We start from the raw sequence: 23,794 nt of genomic DNA, 5'->3' as shown, positions 1-23,794 counted from the left end.
CATGGGGAGTGTGGGGATGAGACGCACTTCGGTGTTCGCTGGTTGACGTTGGAGGCGTCCCGGCCCCGGTCCCCGCCCGAGTGGCGCGTGGTCTACTTGGGCAATCAATCGGTCACAGGGGGAACGTGCCCATGGGCGATCCGCTCTCGCACCTGCTGCCGACGAAGCTCACGCCGCCGCGGACGGCGTCGGTGCTCGTGTCGCGGAGCGCGGCGCTCCGGAAGATTGAACGGGGTGTTGGCGGCACGCTCGTGCTGGTGACCGCGCCGCTGGGCTCGGGCAAGACGACGTTGCTGACGCAGTGGTACCGCGAGGTGGGCGGATCGCGGTTGCTCGCGTGGCTGTCGCTCGACGAGCGGGACAACGCGCCCGAGCGTTTCTTCTCCTATCTCGTCGGCGCCATCCGCCGCGCGGCCCCGGAGTTCGACGCGTACATCGCGAGCCAGCTGGACGCGCAGGTGGCGCCCCCGCTCGACCATGCGACGACGGTGGTGCTGCGGAGCCTGTGGAACCTGGGGCGCGAGCTCGTCGTGGTGATTGACGACTTCCACGTGCTGCGGGAGCGCTCGCTGGTGCGGGCCTTCTCGTACCTGCTGGACCACGCTCCGCCGCACGTCCACTGGATCGTCTCGTCGCGCAGCCCGCCGGAGCTGGACCTGGCGAAGCTGAAGCTCACCGAGCAGCTGGTGACGCTCGACGGCCGCGACCTGGGCCTGGACGGGGAGGCCATCCACGAGCTGGGTCAGCGCCTGTGCGGCGCCGCGCTCAATCCGGAGGACGTGGAGTACCTGCGCGCGCGCACCGAGGGCTGGGTGGCCGGCGTGAAGCTGGCACTTCTGACGGCGGGCGAGCACGCCAGCGTGAGCGATGCGCTCCGCAAGGCCGTCGGCTCCAATCACGACGTGGCGAGGTACCTGGCGGACGTGGTGCTGCGGGAGCAGACGGAGGAGGTGCACGCGTTCCTGGTGTTGAGCTCGGTGGTGGACCGGCTCAACGGGGAGCTGTGCAACGCGCTCCTGGGCATCACCCAGGGGCCGGCGCTGCTGGCGGAACTGGAGCGGGCGCAGCTGTTCATCCAGTCGCTCGACACGCAGCAGCAGTGGTACCGGTACCACCCCCTGTTCCTCGACTTCCTGCGCACGCAGCTCGCGTGCACGTATGGCGACCGCATCCCCCGGCTGCACCGCGAGGCGAGCGCGTGGTTCGCTGAGCATGCGCTGCCGGACGAAGCGCTGACGCACGCGTTCGCCTCGGGGGACCGGGGCTGGTGCCTGGAGCTCACGGCCCGGTGCGCGGAGGAGTGGATGCGCGAGGGAGAGATTGCCTCCGTGCTCCATTGGACGGCGAAGCTGACGGCGGAGGAGACCTTCCACGCGCCGGCCATCTGCGTGGCGCGCATCGCGTGCCTCATCCTGTCCCGAGGCTTCGCGCCCGCCTCCCTGGCCCTGCAGGACGCGCAGCGCCGGCTCCAGACGGCCGCGGCGGACCCGGAGCGCGAGCGGCTGTCGCGACAACTCTCCAGGCTCGCGCTGCTGCACGCCGTCCTGTCGGACTCGGCCCCGGCGTCTGGCATCGAGCTGGAGGCAACACCGGGGGACGAGGACCCGGACGTCTTCATGGCGGGCGCGGTGCTCGCGGCGAAGGCCTACCAGGCGCTCCGGCAGAACCGGTTCGATGCGATGCGCAGGCTCGCGTCGGTCGCGCGCGAGACGCTGCAGGGGCTGAACAACCCCTACATGGTGGGCTACACGGACGTCCTCATCGTGCTGGCGGACCGGGCGCAGGGGCACATGAAGGACGCGTCGGACCGGTGCGAGGCGGCGTTCGAGCGCGCGAGCAGGGGACGGCGCAACCCGGTGTGGGTGAACGCGGCGACGGCACTGGCCAACACCCGCTACGACCAGAACCGGTTGGACGAGGCCGAGGCGCTCTGCATCGAAGTCCTCCCACTCATGTCACAGGCCGCGGTGTTCGAGACCTTCGCGGTGGCCTACCTGGTGCTGGCCCGCATCAAGGCGATTCGAGGCAAGTACGCGGAGGCCTGGCAGCTCCTGGACTACCTGCACAGTGTGCTCGAATGCGGGCACCAGACGCGCTTCCTGGCCCACGTCTGCGGCGAGAAGATCCGCCTGTCGCTGGTGGAGCAATCCCCCGCGAGGATGAAGGCGGTGGCGCGGGAGTTCGACCTGGGCGAGCGCATGCGCCGGGGCGAATGGAGCGAGCGGCGCTTCTACGACGAGACCTGGGAGCAGCTGGGAGTGGCGCAGGCGTGGGTGTTGATGGCGCGAGGGCGGCATGACCGGGCGCACGGGCTGTTGGAGACGCTGCGGGCCAGCGCGCATGACGCGGGCTGCGTGGCTCGGGAGACGGCGCTGCTGGCCGCGCTGGCGGTGTGTCACTGGCGAGCGGGGGACCCTGCGGCGGCGTTCGCCGCGGTGAACCGGGGGTTCGCGCTGGTGCCCCGGTTCGGCTTCAGCCGGGGCGTGTTCGACGAGACGCCGGGGTTGCAGGAGGTCATCGTCGCGGCGGCCACGCAGCGGAAGCTGAGCCACGTGCTTCCGGCCCGTTACGCCGAGCGGTACCAGGACCTGTTGTCCCTGGGCCCCAGCGGGCCGGCCGGAATCGCGCCCCTGCCGAGCGCGCCTCTGGAGCCGCTGACCGAGCGGGAACTCCAGATGCTCAAGCTCCTGGCCCAGGGGCTGAGCAACCAGGAGATCAGCGAGCGCTCCAACGTGGCGCTCTCCACGACGAAGTGGCACCTGCGCAACGTGTTCTCGAAGCTGGAGGTGACGACGCGCACCGCGGCCATCGTGAAGGCGCGGGAGCGGCTGGCGCGGAACCTCTAACCGCGCTCATCCTTGACCGTCGCGGCGTTCATGAGCCTGGTGGCATCCGTGTTGGCGAGCGACACCAGGCCGGCAATCTCCTCGACATGTCCCTCCCTGGCGCAGACGACAATGGCGCCCAGCAATCGGTCGGTGGGATTCGAGACCCGGCTCAACTGCGCGAGCACGGGCTCCACCTGGTCGCGTCCGAACTTAAGCTCAATCTCAGCGACGCGGTCCGCGTGACTGAGTCCGTATTCCTGCTGGTTGCGTGGCATCCTTCCCTCCTTACGCCGCGCGGGAGAGTCCCCGCCGCTCGATGAAGGCTTGCAGTTCGGGCCACCGGGCGGAGAGGAGCTCGAAGTCGCCGGGGCGCACGGGCTGCATGGACGCGAGGCTCGCGTCGATGGCCGTTGCGTGGCTCACCGGGTCCAGAGCGTCCAGGGCGAAGGCCCGGAGGAGCTTGAGCCGGCGTGCGTCCCGCCCCACCAGTGAATCCGCCTCGCCCGCCCGTGCATCCAGCGTGGACACGGCGGCGGCCGGGTTGCCATCGCGGCAGAGGAGCGCGACCTCCGGCAGCAGCGCGTAGATGGGTGGCAGGTCGCCGTTGCGCTTGCGTCCCTCCTCCACCCAGGCGCGCGCGGAGGCCAGGTCCCCCTGGGCGAAGCGCACGGTGGCGATCAGGTTGGGAATCCACCGGTACATCGCCGGGATGGAGCTCCGGAGCTTTCCGGAGCGCTCCGCCGAGCCGAAGAGCTCCAGTGCGCGCCCGGTGTCCCCCAGCGCCAACTGGCACTGACCCACCATGGCGACCGACAGCGCCCGCTGTGCCCCCTGGGTGGCGCGGCGGGCAGCCTCCTCGAACCTGCGGGAGGCTTCCTTCTCGTCCCCCGCGCTGTGGAAGGCGATTGCCTGATTGTAGGTCGTCAACCAGCGACGGATCCGCCAGTAGAAGAAGGCGAACAGCGTCAGGAAGACCGTGACGATGAACGGGATGAAGAAACGTGGCTCCCTCAAGGCCTGCCGAGCCGCATCACCGCTGCGGCTGAAATAGTTGTAGGCGACGAGGAAGATGCCGACCCAGACGAGCCATGCGACGACCCGGTGCGGCGCGACGAGTGGAAAGGGTTTGAGGTGGGACTCTTTGGGCAGGGGCAGTTCGTTCACGGGACCTTCCACCCTAACACCCCCTGGTCCTCCGTTCAGTCACCCGGCTTTCTCGCGAAGGGGGGTGAGGGAAATTCCGCCCGGATTTCGTTGAGGGTCCATCACCGACACCCCAGACGGGGAGAAAGACGGACCATGAGACTCCGGAAGCAGACCCACCAGTGGACGGGCGCGGCGCTCGCGCTGCTCCTGCCCGCGGCGGCCCTGGCGAACGAAACCCATGTCTACGGCATCGCCAACTTCGGAGGCCCGGGGCAGTGCAATGCCGAATCGCACTCCGTGCATACGAAGACGGCGGCGGCGTTCGCCAACTACTTCAACTCCCTCATGAGCTCCGGACTCTGGACGGACGTCCGCACCCTCAACAACTCGGTGGCGCGCACGGATTTCTGGACCGATGCCTCGAAGGGGGCCGCGGCCGACGCGAAGGACACCCAGCTCAATGCCGGCGTGGACGACGCGGACGTCCTCTTCGTGCACACCCACGGTGGCCACAGCGAGGCGAACCTTCGCAGCTGGCTTGTGATGGGGACCAACGTGGATGCGTGCTCCGCCGTCACGGACACCCACATGAGCCTGGGCAACGGCAAGCTGAACATCGCCGTCGTGAAGGCCTGCCAGTCTGGCGACTACCAGGTCTGGAAGCAGGGTGGGTACCGGACGTCGCTCGTGACGCCCACCAGCGGCTTCAGCATGTGGAATGCCTTCCACGGCGACTCGTCGTGCGGCAACTTCGTGACGGACTACGTGAAGCGCTACGTGGCGAACTCGCGCGGCGACGGCGCGGGCGAGAACTGGATCGACGAGGCCTACGACTGGGACGACGGCTCGGACAACGTCGTGGACAACGACGACTGCCCGGTGTCCATCGTCTTCGGTGAAACCAAGGCGCAGCGCGTGGCGATGTTCGAGGCCGGCGGCTGGCGGGACCGCAAGCCCACCGGGCGCAAGGTCGCCTCCACCATCTTCTACGTGGGGGGCTGCGACCCCTCCGGCGGGCAGATTCTGCCCGAGTGATCACCGCCCCCCTCGACTTCGAACAGAAAGAACGAACCGCCATGAAAAGCCATCTCCTCATCCGATTCCTGACCGTCCTGCCGCTCGCCGCCGTGTCTGGCTGCGACGACGGTGCCTTCATGGATCCCGCCGCCGTCACCACCCAGTCCGCTCGTGCGACCGTGGGCTTCATTTTCGACTCCACGGCGATCGCCACGCCGCCCACCGGAGGAATTCCCACCGCGCTGCTTCCCAGCACCGCGTTTGGTGACGCCGCGTTGCAGGGTTCCCTGGTGGGGACGACCGAGCCCTTCACCCAGACGGACACGCTGGGCTCCCGCGCGGACCTGGAGTCCCAGTCCTGGAAGCTGGAGCGCGACCCGTCCGAAGGCCAGGTGCTGGTGCTGAACAAGGTCGCCAGTGGCCCGGAGACACCGCAGGAGCCCGCGATCCTGCAGCGCACCGCCCTGGCCCGCCTGCAGCGCTGGGGCATCCCCACGTCTGAGATTGGGGCGGTGCGGCAGGTGAAGTCGTTCACCCAGAGCGAGGACCCCGCGGGCCTCGAAGTGCCCGCGCTCCACCGCCACAAGACGTTCGTGATGCGCGCCATCAATGGCATTCGCGTGGAGGGCCACCGCGCGGTGGTCTCCCACGGGCCAGACGGCAGCTTCCAGCGCGCGCTCATCGCCTGGCCGGCCCTGGGTCGCTCGGGCCACCTGCTCCGGACGCGGCTGACGACGGCGCAGATCGAGGAGCGGGCGCGCACGGCGCTTCAGGCCGAGGGCGAGACCACGGGGCCCGTGCACCTCTCCTGGAAGTACGTGCCCACCCAGCTCGCCACGGGCGGATGGGCGCTGACGCTCAAGGTGGCCGCCAAGATGCCCTCGGTTACCAGCACGACGAGCACCGAGGAGCCCCGCGTCGTCGACGTGGACGTGAGCGCCGTCCCCTGATGCCACCCAAGCAAGCGTCCGCATTCGTCTGGCAAACGATGGCGCGTGCTCTACCGGGGTGATGTCCAGCGCCGCCTCCCATTGCCAATACTCCGCGCCACGTCAGCCAGTCAGCTGACTGCAAGGAATTGGAAAATGGGAGGCGGCCGCATGAAGAAGGCATTCACTCCGTTGGTGCTCGCGCTCGCAGTGTCGTTGTTGGCGGGCTGCTCGGATTCCTCGAAGGACACCGGCTCGGTCCGCTTCGCTGTCTCTGCAAACCAGGCGCTCGCCCCAGACATCCTTTACGTCCTGGTCACCTCGAGCGGCCCGGACATCCCGCCGGTGACCGTGGAGCTGATTGCGACCCACGGCGTGTGGGGAGGAATCATTGGCAACATCCCCGCAGGCGCTGATCGCACCTTCGTGGCCCAGGCCTTCAACTTCTCCGGCGACCTGAGCTTCGAAGGGGTCGTTACGGGAGTCACCATCAACGCGAACCAGAGCACCCTGGTCGCCATCACCCTTCAGCAGCTCAACCCTCCGCCTCCCTTCGACAATGAGGCGCCCGTCATTGACTCCCTGGTGGCTTCCTCCACCTCCGTGGCGGTGGGCGGCACCATCGCTCTGACCGCTACCGCGCATGATCCCAATCCGGGAGATACGCTCTCCTACGCCTGGAATGCGACCGCGGGTTCTTTCTCCGATACCTCGGCTGCCGCCACTTCGTGGACCGCGCCTGGCTTTACGGGCATTGCAACCCTGATCCTGACCGTGACGGACTCGCGCGGCCTGGCTTCCAGCGTCACGCTGGCGGTCAACGTCACCGCGGACGGGGAGGGGGAGGCGGAGCTGTCCCTCTCCTTCAACAGTTCGCCCGGGGTGACCGCTCTCAGTGCCAGCCCCACGTCCCTGGCCGTCGGGGAGACGACGTCTGTCTCCGCCTCGGCTTCCGACCCGGACGGTGACAGCCTCTCCTACGCCTGGAGCGCATCCTGTGCCGGGACCTGGGCCCAGGCCTCCTCCAGTTCTGCTCAATTCACGCCTTCGGCCCTGCCCGGGGGGACCTGTAACAACTGCAGTCTGACCGTCGCCGTCACGGATGGGCGCGGCGGACAGAACACCGGCACCGTCGCGCTGTGCGTCCGCGACACGCCTCCGGCCAATCACTTTCCCCCCGTCATCATCCGCTCCTACCGCTCCGCGGACACGGCCACCTCGGGCCAGGAGTTCGCCTACGAGGTGAATGCCATCGATCCGGAGGGTTCCGCGCTCACCTTCTCCTGGGAGGCCACCGCCGGCTGGCTGGAACTGCCGCTCAGTGACCCCTTCCGCAGCCGCGTCACCTGGACGGCTCCTTCCTGTGCCAGCGCTCCTCCTTCCATCACCGTGACTGTCACCAATGCGTTCAACCTGACCGACACCCAAACCTTCACCGCGACGGGGCTGCCGGCCTGTTCGGGGAGTTGGGCCCTGACGGACTCCCTGGCGGGGCCTCGCGCCGACCAAAGGGCAGCGCTGCTGCCCAACGGCAAGGTGCTCGTCGTGGGAGGGCTCGCCTCGGATGTCGACTACCTCGCGACGGCGGAGCTGTACGACCCGGCCCTGGGGACCTGGAGCAACACAGGCTCCATGGCGGAAGGGCGTTGGCAGTTCACGGCGACATTGCTGCCCGATGGCAGGGTGCTCGCCGTCGGGGGACTCAACTCCAGCGGCTTCCTCGCGACGGCGGAGCTGTACGACCCGGCCACGGGCACCTGGAGCCCCACCGGCACCATGGCCGAACCTCGCTCCAGCCAGACGGCGACGCTGCTCCCTGATGGCAGGGTGCTCGTCGCTGGAGGCAGTGACGTTCCCGGCGCGCCCCCGACGGCGGAGCTGTACGACCCGGCCACGGGCACGTGGAGCTACACCGGCTCCATGGCGGAGTGGCGTCGGAACCACACGGCGACGCTGCTCCCTGATGGCAGGGTGCTCGTCGCTGGGGGATTCACTACTTCAATTGGCAGCACCAGGACGGCGGAGCTGTATGACCCGGCCACGGGCACCTGGAGCAACACCGGCTCCATGACTGAAGCACGCGCCCTCCAAACGGCGACGTTGCTGCCCGATGGCAGGGTGCTCGTCACGGGAGGCGTGGACGAGTTTGATTCCAGTCTCGCGACGGCGGAGCTGTACGACCCGGCCACGGGCACCTGGAGCCCCATTGCCCCCATGCTCGAACGTCGCGCCCTCCACACCGCGACGCTGATGCCCGGTGGCAGGGTGCTCGTCGTCGGGGGCCGGTTTCCGCAATTGTACGACCCGGCCACGAGCACCTGGATCCCTGCCGGAACCATGGTCGTACCGCGCTCGGACCAGTCCGCGACGCTGCTGCCCGACGGGCAGGTCCTCATCGCGGGAGGATGGGGGGGCTCCCTCGGGTATCTGTCAACGGCGGAGCTATACACACCCTAAGCCCGGAGCAGGCGGCCGGGTGCGAGGTCACGCCATGTCGAAGCCCCAAAGCCCGCCGTCCGAACCGAGCAGTTCCTCCCTCTCCGACGCAGACGACCTCCGGGTGCGTGAGCTCGCGGCCCGGCATGGGCTGTCACTGTCCGGCCCCATCGCGTTCAATGAACTGGGATTGGACTTCCGGGTTGCCATCGCCAGCGCGGGCGATGGCACCCGCTGGGTCCTGCGCATTCCCCGGCATGAGCACGCGACACGCAAGGTCCAGGTGGAGGTGCGCACGCTCGCGTTCCTCAGGGCATCCCGACTGCCGTTCGCGGTGCCGGACTGGCGAGTGGTGGCGACGGACCTCATCGCCTACCCGCTGCTGGTGGATTCCCCCGCCCTGGTGGTCCCGGAGGGCTCGGCCACTCCGGAGTGGAGGATCGACCCGGGCTCGGACGCCTTCACCGGCAGCTTCGCCCGGGCCCTGGCCGCGCTGCACGCGCTGTCAGGGGAAGCAGCGGCCCAGGCGGGGATGCGGACACGGACGCCCCAGCAGGCCCGTCAGGCCGTCGCCGACGACGTGGCGCGAGTCTCGCGGGAGCTCGACGTGAACCCGGCGCGGCTGCGGCGCTGGCGGACCTGGCTGGACGACGACGCGTGCTGGCCGGACTTCTGCGTGCCCACCCATGGCGACCTGTATCCCGGCCACGTCCTGGTGGATGGCTCGGGACAGGTGTCGGGGATGATCGACTGGACCGAGGCGCGTGTGGACGATCCGGCCATCGACATGAGCGCGCACCTCCAGCTCTTCGGTGAGCCCGGCCTGGAGCGGCTCCTCCGGGACTACGCGGCGGCGGGGGGCCGGGTCTGGCCTGGAATCGTCCGGCACGTCGCGGAGCGGCTGTCCACGGCGCCGGTGGTGCTGGCCCTGTTCGCGCTCGATACCGGCAACGAGGACTGGCTGACCGCCGCGAAGGAACAGCTGCTGGCGGATTGACCGTCTCTCCTCACGACGCCACGAAGCCGTGGCCGCGGACCTTGTCCGGCGTGGTGCCCGTCATCCGCCGGAACATCGCGATGAAGGCGGAGGCGCTGCTGTAGCCCAGGTCCAGCGCGATGGCCTCCACCGCGTGTCCCTGCTCCAGCATCGCGAGCGCCTTCACCACGCGCAGCCGCTGGCGCCATTCACTGAACGACAACCCCAGGCGCTGCTGGCAGCGACGCTCCAGCGTGCGCTCGGTGGTGTGCAGTTCCTTGGCCCATTCCGCCAGGGAGCGCTCATCCTCCGGGTGTTGCTCCAGCGCCGTGAGGACCGGACGCAGGAGCGGATCATCGGACATGGGCAGGTAGCTGCCATGGGCGGGGGCCAGCGCCAACTGGTCGATGAGCACCCGGAACAACCTGCGCTCGGCGCTGGTGCGTGGCTGCGCCAGCTCATGGGTGCGCAGGTGTTCCATCAGGGACTTCATCAGCGGGCTGACCGCCATCGCGCATGCTGTCCTGGGCAACCCCCGGCACCACGCGGGGTCGAGGTAGAGCGAACAGTGGCTCGCCTCGAAGCGGTTCATGCCCCGGTGCTCCAGGTCGGGCGGCAGCCAGATGCCGTACTGCGGGGGCGCGAGGTAGTGGCTGCCCGCCAGCTTGAGCTCCATCACCCCGCTGTACGCGTAGACGAACTCACCCCAGGGATGGCGGTGTCGCGGATAGGCCGCCTCCGCGGGCAGGATCGCCGCCCGGAAATACACGGGGTGTGGAAGCTTTGAGGTGAAGGGAACCTGCAGCTGCTTCGCCATGGCGGCTTCTCGGGATGGGTTGTCGGAATCTCGCTATATCCATCCGCCCCGTCAGCCGCAGGATGAAGTCATGAGCTCCCAACGAAAACCCGCGGATGGCTTCGCGCTCGCGACCATGGTCGTGCTGTGCGCCATCTGGGGCTTCCAGCAGGTGGCCGTCAAGATGGCCGCTCCCTACGTCCCCAACCTCATGCAGATGGCGCTGCGCTCGGGCGTGGCCGCGCTGCTCGTGGCGCTGCTGTGCTGGGTGCGGGGCGAGCGGGGGCTGCTGCGCCGCGGGCCGTGGCGCGCCGGCATGCTCGTGGGCGTGCTCTTCTCCCTGGAGTTCCTCTTCGTGGCGGAGGGGCTGCGACACACGAACGCCTCGCACATGGGCGTCTTCCTCTACACCGCGCCCGTCTTCTCCGCGCTGGGCCTGCACTGGTTCGTGCCCTCCGAGCGGCTGAAGCGGACGCAGTGGCTGGGAATTGGCGTGGCCTTCGCGGGCATCGCGCTGGCCTTTGGCGGCGGCTGGCTGCGAGGCGGACTCAGCCCGGGCGTGCTCCGCGGAGATGCGATGGGACTGCTCGCGGGCCTGTCCTGGGGCGCCACCACGGTGGTGATTCGCGTCTCGTCGCTGTCCGACGCACCGCCCACGCAGACCCTGCTGTATCAGCTGGTGGGCGGCGCCGCGCTGCTGCTGCCCGTGGCCTTTCTCACGGGCCAGGCCGGCCCGATCACCATGGTCCCCGTGGCCTGGGCGAGCCTGTTCTTCCAGTGCGTCATCGTCTGCTTCGCCACCTACCTCGTGTGGTTCTGGCTCCTGCGCCACTACCTCGCCTCCAACCTGTCGGTGTTCTCATTCATGACGCCCCTGTTCGGCATCAGCGCGGGCATCCTCGTGCTGAAAGAACAGGCGGACATCTCCTTCGCGGTGGGCGCGGTGCTGGTCCTCACCGGAATCCTCATCGTGAGCGGTGCGGGCCTGCTGCGCTCCGCGTCCGCGTGGAAGCCGGGCGCGACCTGAGACGAGGGACGCCGCGGGTGTGAGCATGGGTTCACTTTCCGCGAGGGTCCCTGTTGTGTATGCAGTTGTCTCATGACCGCTCGACGCGTTTACGGCGCTGCCCCCTTCAACGTCCCCGGCGAGTTCATCGGCATCGACTTCTCGCCGGACTCGAAGCACCTGTGGGCCGCCCTCTCCACGGGGGATGACGGTCACTCTCACGTGGTGTCTTTCGACGTGGCGAGCGGGAACGCGGTCAAACAGCACAAGGCAGACGGTCACCTTCAGGTGGTGCACGCGCTGCCAGGGAAAGAGGTCCTCGTGGGAGGGTGGGGGATCATCCACCGCCTCTCCGCGAAGGGCTCGGTGGTCTGGACGTTGGAGGACGGGCAGCACCTCCGCCTGGCCGGCATGAGCGCGGACCGGTCCCGGTTCGTCACCATTGAAGACAACGTGGCCCACGTCCGTGACGTGGAGGGCCACGCCGCCATCCATAAGCTCAAGGAGATGGAGGGAGACCTGTATGCCGTCGCCTTCAGCGCGGACGGCGCGTGGTTCGCGACCGGGTCGTCGAAAGGCGTGGTCCGCTTGTTCGACGCGCGGACCGGCAAGGCGCAGGCGAAGCGCAAGAGCACCAGGGTCCTGGCCCTGGCCTTCTCGCCCTCGGGTGAGCACCTGCTCGTGGGCCACGGCAACGGCAAGGTGGAGCTCTGGGACCTGCCGACGCTGAAGCCGGTGAAGCACTTCGTGGGACGGCACGAGTTCGGCAAGGGACGCGGACCCGCGGGCTGCCGGTGGGTGGGCTTCTCCGCCGACGGCACGCGCGCATACTCGCTGGGCAACGAGGGCCAGGTGCGGACCTGGAGCGTGCCGGACGGCGACGATGGGCCGACCCTCAAGGTGCCCTCTCGTCACATGCAGGGCCCGGTGACGGTCCTGTCTCCGGATGGGCGGTGGCTCGCCAGCGGCTCCACCCAGGGCGCCCTCAGCGTGTGGTCCATGGAGGACCTTGCGCCCATCGCCGGTGCGGCCGCGCCGTCGCCCATCCTGGGGCTGGCGCTGACGCCAGACACCGTCGTCGCCGCGTCGAACAAAGCCTTTGTCTCGTGGGAACTGGGCTCTGGCGCGCGCAAGGAGGTTGAAGCCAACTTCCCTCCCACGGACGTGAAGGCCCTGTCGTCCGGGACGCTGGTGCGGCTCGACCATTCGTCCATCTACGTCGAGAAGTCGCTCAGCGAGAGCTCCCCCGAGGCCTTCGAGCTGGTCAGCTACGCCTCGGGGCCGTTCGCGCTCTCCCGGGATGAGACGCGGATCGCCGCGCCCGCGCAGGAGCGTGCCCAGGTCTGGGTGCTGAAGCGGGCCCTGCTCCAGGCAGACCTGGTGCACAAGGAACGGGTCCAGGCCTGCGCCTTCGGGCCCGAGGATGCGTGGCTGGCCACCGCGGACGACGCCCTGCACCTGTGGCGGCTGGGAAAGAAGCCGGAGCTCATCCGGGACATCGCGCTGGATGGCGGCGGACAGGTCGAGGGGCTGGCGGTCTCCCCCCGCGGATGGATCGCGGTGAGCATGATCGAAATCGACCGCGATGACGCGGACAGCTGGTTGCTGCTCGTGGATCCGCGAAGCGGCGAGACGCTGTGCAAGCTCGAACGGCCCGACGCGGTCCTGGGGCAGGTGTTCTTCGCGGGCGACACGCGCGTCGTGGTGGCGGATTCACTGGGGCGGCTGCTCCACGTGGACGCAACGGACCCGGCGAACGCGCGCTGGCTGGAGCCCGTCCCGGAGGACGCCAGCGCCACCTCGCTGGTGAAGAAGGCGAGGCCCATCGCGCGTCTCGGCGACACGGTGGCCCATGTGGGGCCGGACGGCAGCGTGGTGGTGGAGACGCTGAAGGACGGGCCGCGCGACAAGGGGGCCCCGTTCCTCCTGGATGCTGCGCCAAAGCCCAGGAGCGGCAGGAACGCCCTGGCCCAGAAGCCCGAAGGCCTGTTCGAGAAGCGCCTGGAAGGGGCCCGGTTCCTCTTCGGGGGCCGCTTCAAGGAGGCGACGCCCGCGTTCCGTGAAGGTCTGCTGAAGGAACTGGGCGCCTCGGTCGCGGCCAGGCCCGATGCGCAAGTCACCCACCTGGTGCTGGGAAACGGTGCCGCCGCCAGCGTCGCCTCGGGGCTGAAGGCCAAAGGCGCGACGTTCGCGGAGCTCTCCGAGAGACACTTCATGGAGCTGCTGCTGCCGACCACGGCAGAGGCACTGGCGATGCTGCGGAACGAGGTGAAGGACGGTCAGGCGCGCTGGAATGCGTGGCGCAAGCGTTACATGGACGCCCAGGGGGAGCGGTTCCCGGTTCCGTTGCAGGGCGTGGACCTGGCGGGGCTCAAGCTGGGCGCGTACCGGCTCCAGGTGTTGGACTTCACCGAGGCTCGCCTCCAGGGGGTGGACTTCACGAAGGCGGACCTCACCGACACCGTCTTCCGGGGCGCGGACCTGCGCGAAGCGAACTTCACCCGGGCCTCCTGCTACCGGGCTGTCTTCTCCGGGGCGAAGCTCCGTGGAGCCCGCTTCGACGGCGCGGATGTGACGTGGAACCGCTTCGACGGCGCGGACCTGCGAGACGTGGACTTCTCGGGCGCCAAGATGAACTTCGTGGACTTCCGGGGCGCGGACCTGACCGGCGCGAAGATGCCTGGCAACGCGAAAGAGTCGAAGTACGACGAGAAGACCCGCTGGCCCAAGGGTTACAAGCCCTAGCCCCGCTCCCGCGCGCGGTCGATGCGGATGCGCAGCTCGGGGTCCTCCAGCCGATTCGCGATGGCGGCGGCCCGGGCCAGCGTGCGCTCCTGGTCCGGAGCGCCCTGGATGCGAGCGACCATCCGCAGGCCCATCACCCGCAGACGCACATAGCCGCCATCTCCTGCGTGCTCACAGGCGCGTTGCGCGAGCTGGATGGCATCCTCACGCTCCGCGCTTCACGTCCGAATCGAGCCGCGTCAGCAGATTCGTGGCCTCGCTCCTGGCGGGGCGCGAGCACGTCCCCAACCTGACGCTGCTGGGAACAGCGACGCATGGACCGTTCCGCTTCTTCGGGCTCGGGGGGAACCTGCTTCCCAATCTGCTGGGAGATGACGCGCCCATCGACGGAGGCCGCGGGAAGATTCACGCGACGGCTCGCGACCTCTCTGCGCTGCTGGACTCGGCGCGGCCGAGGGTGCCTGGAGAGGTCCGGGTGCTCGTGACGCACGTGAGCCCAGGAAAGGCGCCGCTGGTGTCATTGCTCGCGGAGGCCCTGGATGTGGACCTCACCGTGTCAGGCCATATGGGGTCGCCCTATGGCTGTGTATGGGATGACTTCGCGATACGCGAGCCCGCCGAAGCGGAGGCCCGCCTCGCCGCCGCCGCGTCCGCGTTTCCGGAGGAGCTGAGGCAGCGGCTTCCGGCTCCAGCGGTGGGCGAGGGGAGGGCGCGTTGGTACCGGGGCACCTTCCACGTCAACCTTCCGGATGCACCGGATGGCCACGCAGTGGCGGAGTTCCGGGAAGGGCGCTTGCGATTGGAGACGGTCTCCGCCGGGTTGCCATTGCGTGGCTGAAGGGGCAGGGGGCCGGTCAGATGCTCCCCATGCAACGTTGGTTGCCACCGGACGAAGCCGCTTCCTACCTGCGTCCATACGACGGACCGAGGACGAGGCCGCGCGGCGGTACACACCGAAGCGTGGCTGACGGCTCGGCATCGCGGTGCACACCGTGCAGCTCGCTGCACACGGAACGGCATGGTTCCCGGAGGACGCGGCCTCGGGCATGGCGGTTGCTACCGTGTGCCGTATGTCCAAACACCTCCTCATTCTTCTCTGCGTCCTCACCGCGTCCGTGGCCCGGGCGGATCCCTCGTTCCCCAAAGGCGAGACGTGGCTCATGATCGGCCCCCTGTTCAGCAGCTCTGCGCGGGGGTCGGGGCTGGGGCTGGAGGCGTCCCTCAACATCGCGGACGACATCCATGCCCTGGGCGTGTTCGGTCAGGCGCAGCGGATCGAGGATTCACATACCCGGCTGAGCGCGGGCATCCAGGGCAACTTCATGTTGCTGGGGCTGGAGCTGGGCGTGATGCACGAAACGGAGTCCCGGACGCACGTGGCCACCACGGGGCTCCAGATCGCGCCCTACTTCTCCTTCATCTACGGCTCGTTGGGCCTGCGCCTGGGCATCCCGCTTTTCGCCACGGAGGACCAACGGCCCCGGTATGGCTTCGAAGGGGCCGTCGTCCTGAGCCTGAAGCTTCCCGTGCTGTTGGGCGGCACCAGCGTCGCTGCCTTCCCCCATCTGTGAGCCTGATGTGGCCGGCTCCGCGCTACTCCAGCTCCTCGAGTCTGGCCTCACCCAGAAGTGCAGGACCAGGGCTCTACCATCGCATCCCCCCAGGCCAGGCGGTCTGGGCCTACGCCCTCCGCGGTGACCTGACGCAACTCTGCGAGCCTGGCGCGCGCAGCGTCGGCGCTCAGTCCGAGCTGTCGCAAGAGCGCGTAGCCGAACATGCCCGTGCGGTGAATCCCCGCCGAGCAGTGGATGACCAGCTTGCCGCCACCCTCGACGATGGCGCTCAGTTGGCGCAACACCTGCCTGAGCTCCTGGGTCCGCTCGGGGGCCGGGACCGCTCCGCCGTGAAACGGAACCCAAATCCAACCGAGGCCCGCTCGGGTCGCGGCCTCGCCACCAGGGGCTTCGTGAGGTCTTTCGCCTTCTCCGCGAGCTTCACGAACTTGGGGAATTTCGAGAGGAGCTTGCCAAGCTTTCCCGCCTTGCCTGCCCACTTCACGATGGCGGCTCCCGCAGTAGCAACCGCCAACACGATCTCGACGATGACGTACCCGATCAGCCAGCCCCGGAAATGCTCACGGCGAAGGAGATTTGGATCGTTCCAGCGGTTGGAGAGAGCCTGGATGCCTGCCTCGGTCAGCGTCTTCAGGTTCAACGATGCCGCCAGATCCCACAGGCCCTTCAAGTCCGATAGGACCTCGCCGCTCAGCAAGCGGTAGACGAGCTTCCATACCAACTCCAGCAGATCAATGAGCCCTGTGAGGAGATCCCAGACGGATTCGAGCGCGCCGTGAATCAGGCCCGCGGAAAAGGCCAGATTCCCCAGGTAGGCGTTCCCAACGTTCGTGGCGACAGCTTTGACGTCCTGCCACAGTTCATACGAGATGGAGCCTGAGCCCACCTTGCCTCGCAGGCTCTTGGCGAACTCCATGCTCGGAATCCAGATGAGGTAGCCTTCACGCGTCTGGGTCTTGTCCCAGGCCGCGTCCTCGGTCGGGTTGTAGATTCCGCGGAGCCCCTGGCCCCGATTCGCCTCGACAAGGACATTGGCATAGTAGCGCTCGTCCTGCCCCCATTGGATGGCGGACCCCTTGTAATGCTGCTTGACGATTGCCAGCGCGCCTTCGTTCTTCTTGATCTTGTAAAGGACGGAGCCGGGGTCGGGTGGGTTGATGCTGATGTATTTCTTGTAGACGAAGCCAGAGTTTCCATCCGCGAGCGTCACGAAGTACCAGTCGCCCGCAAGCTCACGGCTTACGAAAACGCGTGTGTTGAAAGCGAGTTTCTTCTTGAACGTGCCGGTCGGATCGGGCTGGGCTCGAAGGTTCACGCCAGCGCTGTTGGACACCAGGCCGACACTGTAGACCCCTATACCCATCTCGAACGGAAAGCCCTTGGGGCTGTTGGCGTTGCCAATTGTTGAGGCAGGAGTGGAGAGGGTGCTCAGGGCCGCCCAGGTCGAGGGGCCCACGATCCCGTCCGGGCTCAGCTTCCTGTCGAACTGGAACTGTCTGACGGCATAGGCTGTGTCTGTCCCAAAGCAACCATCGATGGGCCTTTTATAGAGCCCAGCCAACCGGAGATGATTCTGGAGGTTTGCTACCGCAGACCCCGAAGAGCCCAAGCGAAGCAATTCTTCGGAGACCTCGAAACTTCCTGTGGGTTGGCCCATCTCCCACCCCTGACCTGAAGTCGCGGTGCGTGTGGGCTTGGACTGTATGAAGACGCATCAATGCGAACGAAGAACCCGGGGAGAGGGATTGGGTCTTGTCGCGCAGTGCCCTGGAGCGTTGGGTGAGGCAGGACCTCCGATGAGTCTTTTCAGAGCGCTTTGACGTAACCGGAGACCTTCGGATTGCAGGCTCCGACCTTTTTCAGCGCGGCTTCAGCTGCTTTCTTCTCCGAGTGGATGCTCGTCACGACGAACAGCCCCGGCGTCAGGCGCTTGTGCGGCGTGCTTTCGAGGACCAGGAAGCCGCTCGCGCAGGCTTGCTCCAGCTGTGCGCTGTCGCGGGATGCGATGGCTTCCTGGACCGTCTTGAAGCTTCCGATGATGGCCGCGTAGCGCGCGGGCCGGTTCCGGAGCTCCTTCACCACTTTGCGGCCAGCGACATCCCAGCGGTAGGCATCGAGCTTCCACTCGTCGGGCTCGGCGGAGAGAAACGCATACTCCCTGTAGAAGCCCTCGACCGGTGAGCCCGGCGTCAGCGGATACGGGCCGACGTGCGAGCTTTCCGGACCCGCGAAGTTCTCATCCCCGTTCCAGGCTTCCGCCACCCCGCCGTCCTTGACCACGTAGAGACGGTGGTGGCGATGGACGTGTTCGAACCCGCCCTGCTGGGTGACGAGGAGTCCCCACTGCCCGGCCTCCAGTCGTACCGGTTGGACGGAGGTCGTGACGTTCTGTTCTTCCTCGCCGGAGGTCCAGCTCTCGGAGGACTCGGCTTGAATCCCGTACGCCATGCCGGAGGGCAGCTTCGCCTTTCGCCTCCCGCCAGCCGCGTCACTCAACTCGAGCTCGAGCTGGCAGGTGTCGCCCGCCTTGTGGCAGCCCGTCGCGCGCAGGACGAACATCGCCCCGGTCGTCTCGCTCGCCTTGAAGCGCTTGAGCTCCTGTGCCGCGGGCTCGGCGCTGACCGCCCGCGGAACGCTCGCGCCCAGGAGCATGATGAACACCGAACCCAGCGCGGACCGACTTCCAAAACCCATCTCTCCTGCCTCCCTGATTGCGACCTCAGTGTCCTCCGCCAGAGAGTTTCACGCCGCCGGTCGGGCCTCCAGGGGGCACCCAAGGAGTACAGTGCCGCCCTTTCGCGAGAGGGAGGGGAGCGCATGGGCTGCTACGTGTTGGGTCTCCAGGAGATTGACCAGACGCAGGTCGCGGTCGTGGGCGGCAAGGGCGCGCATCTGGGAGAACTTTCGCGGATCGACGGCATCCGCGTGCCGGCTGGCTTCTGCGTGACGACGGACGCCTTCCAGCGCCTCATGGCAGAAGCGCCGTCCATCGACGAGCAGCTCCAGCAGCTGTCGCGCCTGAAGCCGGACGACCGCGAGCGGATCCGCGCACTCAGCGCTGAGATCCGCCAGACCCTCGAAGGGACCGCCATCCCTGACGATGTGGCGGCGGCGATCACCCACGCGCTCGCCCGGCTCGGCGAGCACGCCGCCTACGCCGTCCGTTCGAGCGCGACGGCGGAGGACCTGCCCACGGCTTCCTTCGCGGGCCAGCAGGACACGTACCTGAACATCGTGGGGACGGCGGCGATCCTCCAGCACGTCAGCCGGTGCTGGGCCTCGCTCTTCACCGAGCGGGCTGTCATCTACCGCATGCGGAATGGCTTCGACCACCGCAAGGTCCGCATGGCGGTGGTCGTGCAACAGATGGTCTTCCCGCAGGCGGCTGGCATCCTGTTCACCGCCGACCCCATCACCTCCCACCGGAAGGTCGCCTCGGTGGAGGCCAGCTTCGGCCTCGGCGAGGCCCTGGTCTCCGGACTGGTGAACGCGGACTCCTACAAGGTGCGGGACGGTGAGGTCATCGCCAAGACGGTCGCCACCAAGCAGCTGGCCATCCACGCATTGCCGGCAGGCGGGACTCAGGAACAGGCGATTGCTCCGGACCGACAGCAGCAGCCCGCGCTGACGGATGAGCAGGTCGTGCGGCTCGCCCAGTTGGGCCGGCGGATCGAAGCGCACTTCGGCCGCCCCCAGGACATCGAATGGTGCCGGGTCGATGACGCGTTCTTCTTCGTCCAGAGCCGGCCCATCACCACGCTGTTCCCCATCCCCGTGGCCAGCGACCCGGAGAACCACGTCTACGTCTCCGTCGGTCATCAGCAGATGATGACCGACGCCATGAAGCCCCTGGGGCTCTCCCTGTTCCAGCTGACGGCCTTGCGGCCGATGTTCGAGGCCGGCGGGAGGTTGTTCGTCGACGTCACCCAGCTCCTGGCCTCGCCAGCGGGCCGCGCGGTCCTCGTGGAGGGCCTGGGGAAATCCGATCCACTGATCAGGGATGCGCTGCAGACCCTCCTCGGACGCAGCGACTTCATCCGGCCGCTCCCGGACGCGAGTCCCGTCAGGCCTCCTGCTGGCGGCGCACCCGCCCCGATTGAAACCGATCCGGCCATCGTCGACGAACTGATTGGCCGCAATCAGGCCTCCATCGCCGCCTTGAGGCGCGACATCCAGACGAAGTCCGGGGCGGCGCTGATCGACTTCATCCTGACGGACATCCAGGAGCTGAAGCGGCTCCTGTTCGAGCCGCGAAGCCATCAGGTCATCATGGCCGGGATGGAGGCCACCTGGTGGCTCAACGATCAGCTGCAGGCGTGGCTGGGCGAGAAGAACGCCGCCGACACGCTCACTCAGTCCGTCCCCAACAACGTTACGTCGGAGATGGGGTTGGCGCTCCTGGAAGTCGCGGACGTGATCCGCCCGTATCCGGACGTGGTGGCATTCCTGCGCAAGGTCGAGGACGAGGGCTTCCTGGACAGGATGGACACGCTCGCGGGCGGGCGGGAAGCGCGAGACGCCATCCGCGCCTGGCTCGACAAGTACGGCATGCGCTGCGCCGGCGAAATCGACATCACGAAGCCGCGCTGGAGCGAACGGCCCTCCACGCTCGTGCTCATCCTCCTGGGCAACATCCAGAACTTCAGGCCGGGGGCCGGCGCGCGGCGCTTCGAGCAGGGACGTCAGCAGGCCTGGAAGAAGGAACAGGAGGTGCTGGAGCGCCTTCGGGCCTTGCCGGACGGAGAGGGGAAGGCCGAAGAGACAAAGCGGATGATCGACCGGGTCCGGACCTTCATGGGGTACCGGGAGTATCCGAAGTACGGCATCGTCAACCGATACCTCGTCTACAAGCAGGCCCTGCTGGAAGAAGCCGAGCGCCTCGTGAAGGCCCAGGTGCTTCGCGAGAAGGAAGACATCTTCTACCTCACGCTCCAGGAACTCCACGACGTCGTGCGCACGAGCCAGGCGGATGAGCTGCTCATCCGTCAGCGCAAGGACGCGTTCAGGTCGTATCAATCACTCACACCGCCCCGGGTGCTCACGTCGGAGGGCGAGGTCATCGCCGGGGCATACCGCCGCGACGACCTGCCGGCCGGCGCGCTGGTTGGCCTTGCGGTTTCCGCCGGGACCATCGAGGGGCGGGCCCGCGTCATCCTGGACATGGCGGAGGCCAGGCTCGAAGCGGGCGACATCCTGGTCACCTCCTTCACGGACCCGAGCTGGACGCCCTTGTTCGTGTCCATCAAGGGCCTGGTGACGGAGGTCGGCGGCCTGATGACCCACGGCGCGGTGATCGCACGGGAGTACGGCTTGCCAGCCGTCGTGGGCGTGCAGCAGGCCACCCGGCTCATCCGGGACGGGCAGCGGATCCGTGTGCATGGGACGGACGGCTACGTCGAGCTCCTGTCATAGCCAGACAGGGACTACTCGGCGACGTACACGAGGGTGTCCCCCTGGTAGAAGGGACGGTAGCGGACGCCGCCGCACTGCTGGTAGGCGACGCCGCCCACCGTCGAGGCCGCGCAGCCCGCGGGGAGCGACGTGACGGTTTGCGCGCCCACCGGCGCCGCCACCACGGCCGTGTTGTTGCCGGAGTAGGCGTCCTGCCGGGTGGCCGTGCGTCGCGAGGTGCGCCGCGCCACCCGGCGCGACGTGCCGTAGTTCTGGGCCAGGGCCACCTCCGGGAGCACCTCTCCCAGGAATAAGAGCCCCAGCAACATCGCCGCCGCCCGCTGGCGGGGCTTGCGCGTGTGCGTCGTCATTTCGAACCTCCTTGCTGCGATCCGCCCTTCGAGTCCGGTGCGAGGAACGACACGCGCGCGGCATCACGTGGGGGCGTGAACTGGAACTGGTCCGGGGTGAGCTTGGGCGACAGGTTCCACTCGGACAGGGTCACCGAGTACTGCGGTGCTCCCGGCAGGTCCCGCGAGGTGATGACGTACTTGAGCGGCAGGGGCCGCGGGCCGTCCTCGACCCACAGTTCCCAGTCCACGCCGTCGCGGTTGCGGAACGCCAGGTGGTGCACGGGCACGCCGTTCACCTTGGCGCAGCCGAGGTATTTCCCCGAGCGCACGTCCTCGGTGAGCGCGGTGTAGGGATTGCTGACGAGCAGGTCACCCCCGGGCGCATCCAACCCGAGCTTCTGCGAAGCCATGTCCAACGTGGCATCCAGGGTGGAAGGGGCGGGCGTCGTCGCATAGACGTTGGCCTGCTCGCCTTGAACCGTGAGCCGCTGGCCGTCATAGAAGAGGTGGAGTCTGGCCAGGTCTCCAGCGCGGTCCACGCGGAGCCGGTTGGGCCGCTGCAGGCGCACGTCGCCCGCGCGCTGCAGTTGGACTTTCTGCCCCGAGTCGAGCACTTCATCGAGCGTCCCCTCGGTGCGGACGGAGAACTCGCGCTGCTCGGCCAGGAAGTCGCTCATCTGGCGCAGGATGCGCTGGGCCTGGGGATCGATCCTGGCATCGGACTCGGTGCGCTCGGCGGTTGCCTGCTCCTGCTGTGCGCCCGCGAGCAGGGGTGTTGTCCCCAGGAGCAGGGCGAGCAGGGGCCCGCACCACCTCTTCCTCAACCTCGCGCTGCTACCTGTGTCTGTCATGAACCCCTCCAGTCCCCAGGACGTTGGGGACATGGCCGTGGGGCTCAAAGGCTCACCGGTTCAACCGCCGCGCTGTCTGGTGCCTTGCAAAAGGCCGCCACCGCGGACCGACATCAGTGGGCGACCTTGCCAGGCGGGGGCGCGTCGCCGTTGTGGTGGCGCACTTGGGCCGAGGTGTTCCGGATGGCCAACTCCTCCATGGTGGCGAAGGTGCGGAAGGCCCACCAGCCCAGACTGAACCACGGAGGGGAGTCGACCTTTCCTTTGACGGCGATATTCACCGCGCCCGCCGCCGCGAAGCCCAGCGCCGCCAGCGCGCCCAGGTCCACGTGGCCCTCGGTGGCGCGTAGCACCTCCACGTTGAGTCCCTTGATGAACAAGGTGGCCGCTCGCGCCACGCCGCTGCCCTTCTCGAGGGACCGCAGCAGGGCGTCCCCGTCGGGCAGTTCCTCTCCAGGGCGCACCACCGTGTCCACTCCGGTGCTCCGGCACACCTCCTCTATCAGGCGCTCGACGCCCATTTCCTCGGGGTCGTGCATGCACAGCACGCTGCCGGTGAAGGGCCGCACCTGCACTTCGTTGATGCCCTCCACCCGCAGCAGGTCATCCGCCAGCGACGCAGCCTCCTTCCCGTCGCGCCGCAACCACGGCAGCCGCAGGCGGGTGCGTCCCGGTGACGTGTGGATGACGTGGATGCTCTTCGTCATGTGCGCTCCCTAGGCCCTGGCCTCGTCCGTGGGCCGCGTGCGGCCGCCTCCGCGAGCCCTCGCTTTCGCCTCCGCCATCAGGTCCTCGACGTCCTCGTGCTTCATCGCGACGCGCGCGAGCACCAGGTCGACGAAGTGGTAGGCCGAGGTGGCCACCTCCACGAGGAGCGGCCGCAGATGCTTGGTCATCAGCACGGTGCTCGCGCCCGCGCCGTAGCCCATGAGAAAGGAGGGAAGGTCGAACTTCATGAAGGTGTCTCCAGGGAAGAGGTTGTGTTTGTGACCCGCCGCGCTCGTCGCACCACCCGAGCGCCCCACGCGGGCGTCGCGCCCACCAGGGCCTGTAGGAACAGCCCCGCGCCACCCGCCGTACCGCCCGTCTGCTCGTGAGCAGCGGCATCCCCGGTGGCGCCGGAGGCCGGTCGAGGATGGCCCCGCAGGTCGGGGACCTCCAGGCGCAGCCTGCGCGCCGCGGTCGAGTGGCGCACCACCCTCGCGGTCGCGCACTGCCCATCCATGAGGAACACCATCATTCGCGACCCCCCACCCGGGGTTCCGAACGTGGGGATGGCGGCCCTCCGGAACAACACGGCCCGGTGGGCCAGCGAAGGCCGTGGGGGTGACACCTGGTCCACCCTCAGGGCGGAGTGGCCCGCGTTGAGGGCAGGGTCAACCGGAGGAGCGGCGGCGCTTGACGGCCTTGGGGGTCTCCGTCGTCCGGGCGAAGTGGAGCATCTGGTAGAGGCTCAGCAGCATCATCGTCACCGCGCGGGACGCGTCCGGGGCAGGGGCTGCTTCAGCCGGCGCGTCCTTCGGGACAAAGGGAAGCCAGGACTCCTCCAGCCGGATTCGCAGCTGGAGTCGCTCCCCGGTGATGCGCAGCCGCTGAAGCTTCGCACCGGTAACCGTCCGGCCAACGATGTGCCGTGAGGGATTGCCGGGGGAGCGGTTCGCGGCGGACGCTTCCGGGCATGGCGAAGCAGGTGGAGAAGCCGGAGTGGGCGCGCATCGCGGAAGCCTTCGAGGCCAGCGGGCAGAC

General features: G+C 68.2%; 22 protein-coding genes. 10 read left to right on the top strand and 12 right to left on the bottom strand.

Annotated elements, in window-relative coordinates:
* Nucleotides 1-131: 131 nt before the first annotated feature.
* A complete protein-coding gene (locus tag D7Y11_RS30475; RefSeq protein ID WP_120575340.1) occupies nt 132-2,846 on the top strand; it encodes a LuxR C-terminal-related transcriptional regulator in 2,715 nt (904 codons plus the stop codon).
* Here D7Y11_RS30475 and D7Y11_RS30470 read toward each other — a convergent pair.
* Together D7Y11_RS30470 and D7Y11_RS30465 are read right to left on the bottom strand one after the other, a co-directional pair.
* On the bottom strand, nt 2,843-3,103 hold the full coding sequence (locus D7Y11_RS30470; protein ID WP_126935419.1) for a hypothetical protein: 261 nt from the start codon (nt 3,101-3,103) through the stop codon (nt 2,843-2,845). The genes D7Y11_RS30475 and D7Y11_RS30470 overlap by 4 nt on opposite strands.
* Before the next feature lie 10 nt (nt 3,104-3,113).
* Nucleotides 3,114-3,992, bottom strand: a complete 879-nt coding sequence (locus tag D7Y11_RS30465; protein WP_126935418.1) for a hypothetical protein — start codon at nt 3,990-3,992, stop codon at nt 3,114-3,116.
* 135 nt (nt 3,993-4,127) lie between these two features.
* On the opposite strand from D7Y11_RS30465, the gene D7Y11_RS30460 reads away from it, so the two are divergent.
* From D7Y11_RS30460 to D7Y11_RS30445, 4 genes are all read left to right on the top strand, one after another.
* Entirely contained in the window at nt 4,128-5,009 is an 882-nt protein-coding gene (locus D7Y11_RS30460) for a hypothetical protein (protein ID WP_126935417.1), read from the top strand.
* Between the two features lie 41 nt (nt 5,010-5,050).
* Nucleotides 5,051-5,941, top strand: a complete 891-nt coding sequence (locus D7Y11_RS30455) for a hypothetical protein (protein ID WP_121751492.1) — start codon at nt 5,051-5,053, stop codon at nt 5,939-5,941.
* Nucleotides 5,942-6,091: 150 nt separating this feature from the next.
* Complete coding sequence (locus D7Y11_RS30450; RefSeq protein WP_126935416.1) at nt 6,092-8,377, top strand: kelch repeat-containing protein; 2,286 nt, start codon at nt 6,092-6,094, stop codon at nt 8,375-8,377.
* A 34-nt stretch (nt 8,378-8,411) separates the two neighbouring features.
* A complete protein-coding gene (locus D7Y11_RS30445) occupies nt 8,412-9,353 on the top strand; it encodes a macrolide 2'-phosphotransferase (protein WP_126935415.1) in 942 nt (313 codons plus the stop codon).
* Nucleotides 9,354-9,363: 10 nt separating this feature from the next.
* Here D7Y11_RS30445 and D7Y11_RS30440 read toward each other — a convergent pair whose 3' ends face one another.
* Nucleotides 9,364-10,149: a helix-turn-helix domain-containing protein gene (locus D7Y11_RS30440; RefSeq protein WP_126935414.1), complete on the bottom strand. Its 786-nt coding sequence runs from the start codon at nt 10,147-10,149 to the stop codon at nt 9,364-9,366.
* A 70-nt stretch (nt 10,150-10,219) separates the two neighbouring features.
* Here D7Y11_RS30440 and D7Y11_RS30435 point away from each other — a divergent pair, with 70 nt between their 5' ends.
* Complete coding sequence (locus D7Y11_RS30435) at nt 10,220-11,155, top strand: DMT family transporter (RefSeq protein WP_120575334.1); 936 nt, start codon at nt 10,220-10,222, stop codon at nt 11,153-11,155.
* 72 nt (nt 11,156-11,227) lie between these two features.
* Nucleotides 11,228-13,879 carry a pentapeptide repeat-containing protein gene (locus D7Y11_RS30430; RefSeq protein WP_126935413.1) on the top strand — a complete coding sequence of 884 codons (2,652 nt, stop codon included), beginning with the start codon at nt 11,228-11,230 and terminating at the stop codon, nt 13,877-13,879.
* On the opposite strand, the gene D7Y11_RS43490 is transcribed toward D7Y11_RS30430, so the two are convergent.
* The gene (locus D7Y11_RS43490) at nt 13,876-14,028 is read right to left on the bottom strand and encodes a hypothetical protein (RefSeq protein WP_158627034.1); all 153 of its coding nucleotides are present in this window, start codon (nt 14,026-14,028) and stop codon (nt 13,876-13,878) included. The genes D7Y11_RS30430 and D7Y11_RS43490 overlap by 4 nt on opposite strands.
* A 101-nt stretch (nt 14,029-14,129) precedes the next feature.
* Here D7Y11_RS43490 and D7Y11_RS30425 point away from each other — a divergent pair, with 101 nt between their 5' ends.
* Both D7Y11_RS30425 and D7Y11_RS30420 read left to right on the top strand, forming a co-directional pair.
* Complete coding sequence (locus tag D7Y11_RS30425) at nt 14,130-14,717, top strand: hypothetical protein (protein ID WP_126935412.1); 588 nt, start codon at nt 14,130-14,132, stop codon at nt 14,715-14,717.
* 322 nt (nt 14,718-15,039) lie between these two features.
* Nucleotides 15,040-15,450 (top strand): hypothetical protein, encoded by a 411-nt coding sequence (locus tag D7Y11_RS30420; protein ID WP_233596720.1) that lies wholly within the window; start codon nt 15,040-15,042, stop codon nt 15,448-15,450.
* A gap of 47 nt (nt 15,451-15,497) precedes the next feature.
* On the opposite strand, the gene D7Y11_RS45385 is transcribed toward D7Y11_RS30420, so the two are convergent.
* The 3 genes from D7Y11_RS45385 to D7Y11_RS30405 form a co-directional block, all read right to left on the bottom strand.
* A complete protein-coding gene (locus D7Y11_RS45385; protein WP_158624345.1) occupies nt 15,498-15,737 on the bottom strand; it encodes a tyrosine-protein phosphatase in 240 nt (79 codons plus the stop codon).
* The gene (locus D7Y11_RS30410) at nt 15,722-17,110 is read right to left on the bottom strand and encodes a peptidoglycan-binding protein (protein WP_126935411.1); all 1,389 of its coding nucleotides are present in this window, start codon (nt 17,108-17,110) and stop codon (nt 15,722-15,724) included. Before D7Y11_RS30410 ends, D7Y11_RS45385 begins: the two co-directional genes overlap by 16 nt.
* A 149-nt stretch (nt 17,111-17,259) precedes the next feature.
* A complete protein-coding gene (locus tag D7Y11_RS30405) occupies nt 17,260-18,114 on the bottom strand; it encodes a hypothetical protein (protein WP_126935410.1) in 855 nt (284 codons plus the stop codon).
* Nucleotides 18,115-18,270: 156 nt separating this feature from the next.
* Between D7Y11_RS30405 and rph the strand changes: the two genes are divergently transcribed.
* Nucleotides 18,271-20,865, top strand: a complete 2,595-nt coding sequence (gene rph / locus D7Y11_RS30400) for a rifamycin-inactivating phosphotransferase (protein WP_126935409.1) — start codon at nt 18,271-18,273, stop codon at nt 20,863-20,865.
* Nucleotides 20,866-20,876: 11 nt separating this feature from the next.
* Here rph and D7Y11_RS30395 read toward each other — a convergent pair whose 3' ends face one another.
* From D7Y11_RS30395 to D7Y11_RS30375, 5 genes are all read right to left on the bottom strand, one after another.
* Nucleotides 20,877-21,215, bottom strand: a complete 339-nt coding sequence (locus D7Y11_RS30395; RefSeq protein ID WP_126935408.1) for a hypothetical protein — start codon at nt 21,213-21,215, stop codon at nt 20,877-20,879.
* Nucleotides 21,212-22,048: a DUF2092 domain-containing protein gene (locus D7Y11_RS30390; protein WP_158624343.1), complete on the bottom strand. Its 837-nt coding sequence runs from the start codon at nt 22,046-22,048 to the stop codon at nt 21,212-21,214. Before D7Y11_RS30390 ends, D7Y11_RS30395 begins: the two co-directional genes overlap by 4 nt.
* 113 nt (nt 22,049-22,161) lie before the next feature.
* Nucleotides 22,162-22,755: an HMA2 domain-containing protein gene (locus D7Y11_RS30385; protein ID WP_121751482.1), complete on the bottom strand. Its 594-nt coding sequence runs from the start codon at nt 22,753-22,755 to the stop codon at nt 22,162-22,164.
* 9 nt (nt 22,756-22,764) lie between these two features.
* Entirely contained in the window at nt 22,765-23,004 is a 240-nt protein-coding gene (locus D7Y11_RS30380; RefSeq protein ID WP_120575324.1) for a hypothetical protein, read from the bottom strand.
* Complete coding sequence (locus D7Y11_RS30375) at nt 23,001-23,288, bottom strand: hypothetical protein (RefSeq protein ID WP_121751481.1); 288 nt, start codon at nt 23,286-23,288, stop codon at nt 23,001-23,003. The genes D7Y11_RS30380 and D7Y11_RS30375 overlap by 4 nt, the downstream gene beginning before the upstream one ends.
* Between the last annotated feature and the right edge of the window lie 506 nt (nt 23,289-23,794).

This window comes from Corallococcus sp. AB018, assembly GCF_003986945.1.
GTDB lineage: Bacteria > Myxococcota > Myxococcia > Myxococcales > Myxococcaceae > Corallococcus > Corallococcus exiguus.
The sequence above is the reverse complement of the archived record's forward strand: the minus strand, read 5'-3'. Positions and strand labels throughout refer to the sequence as shown.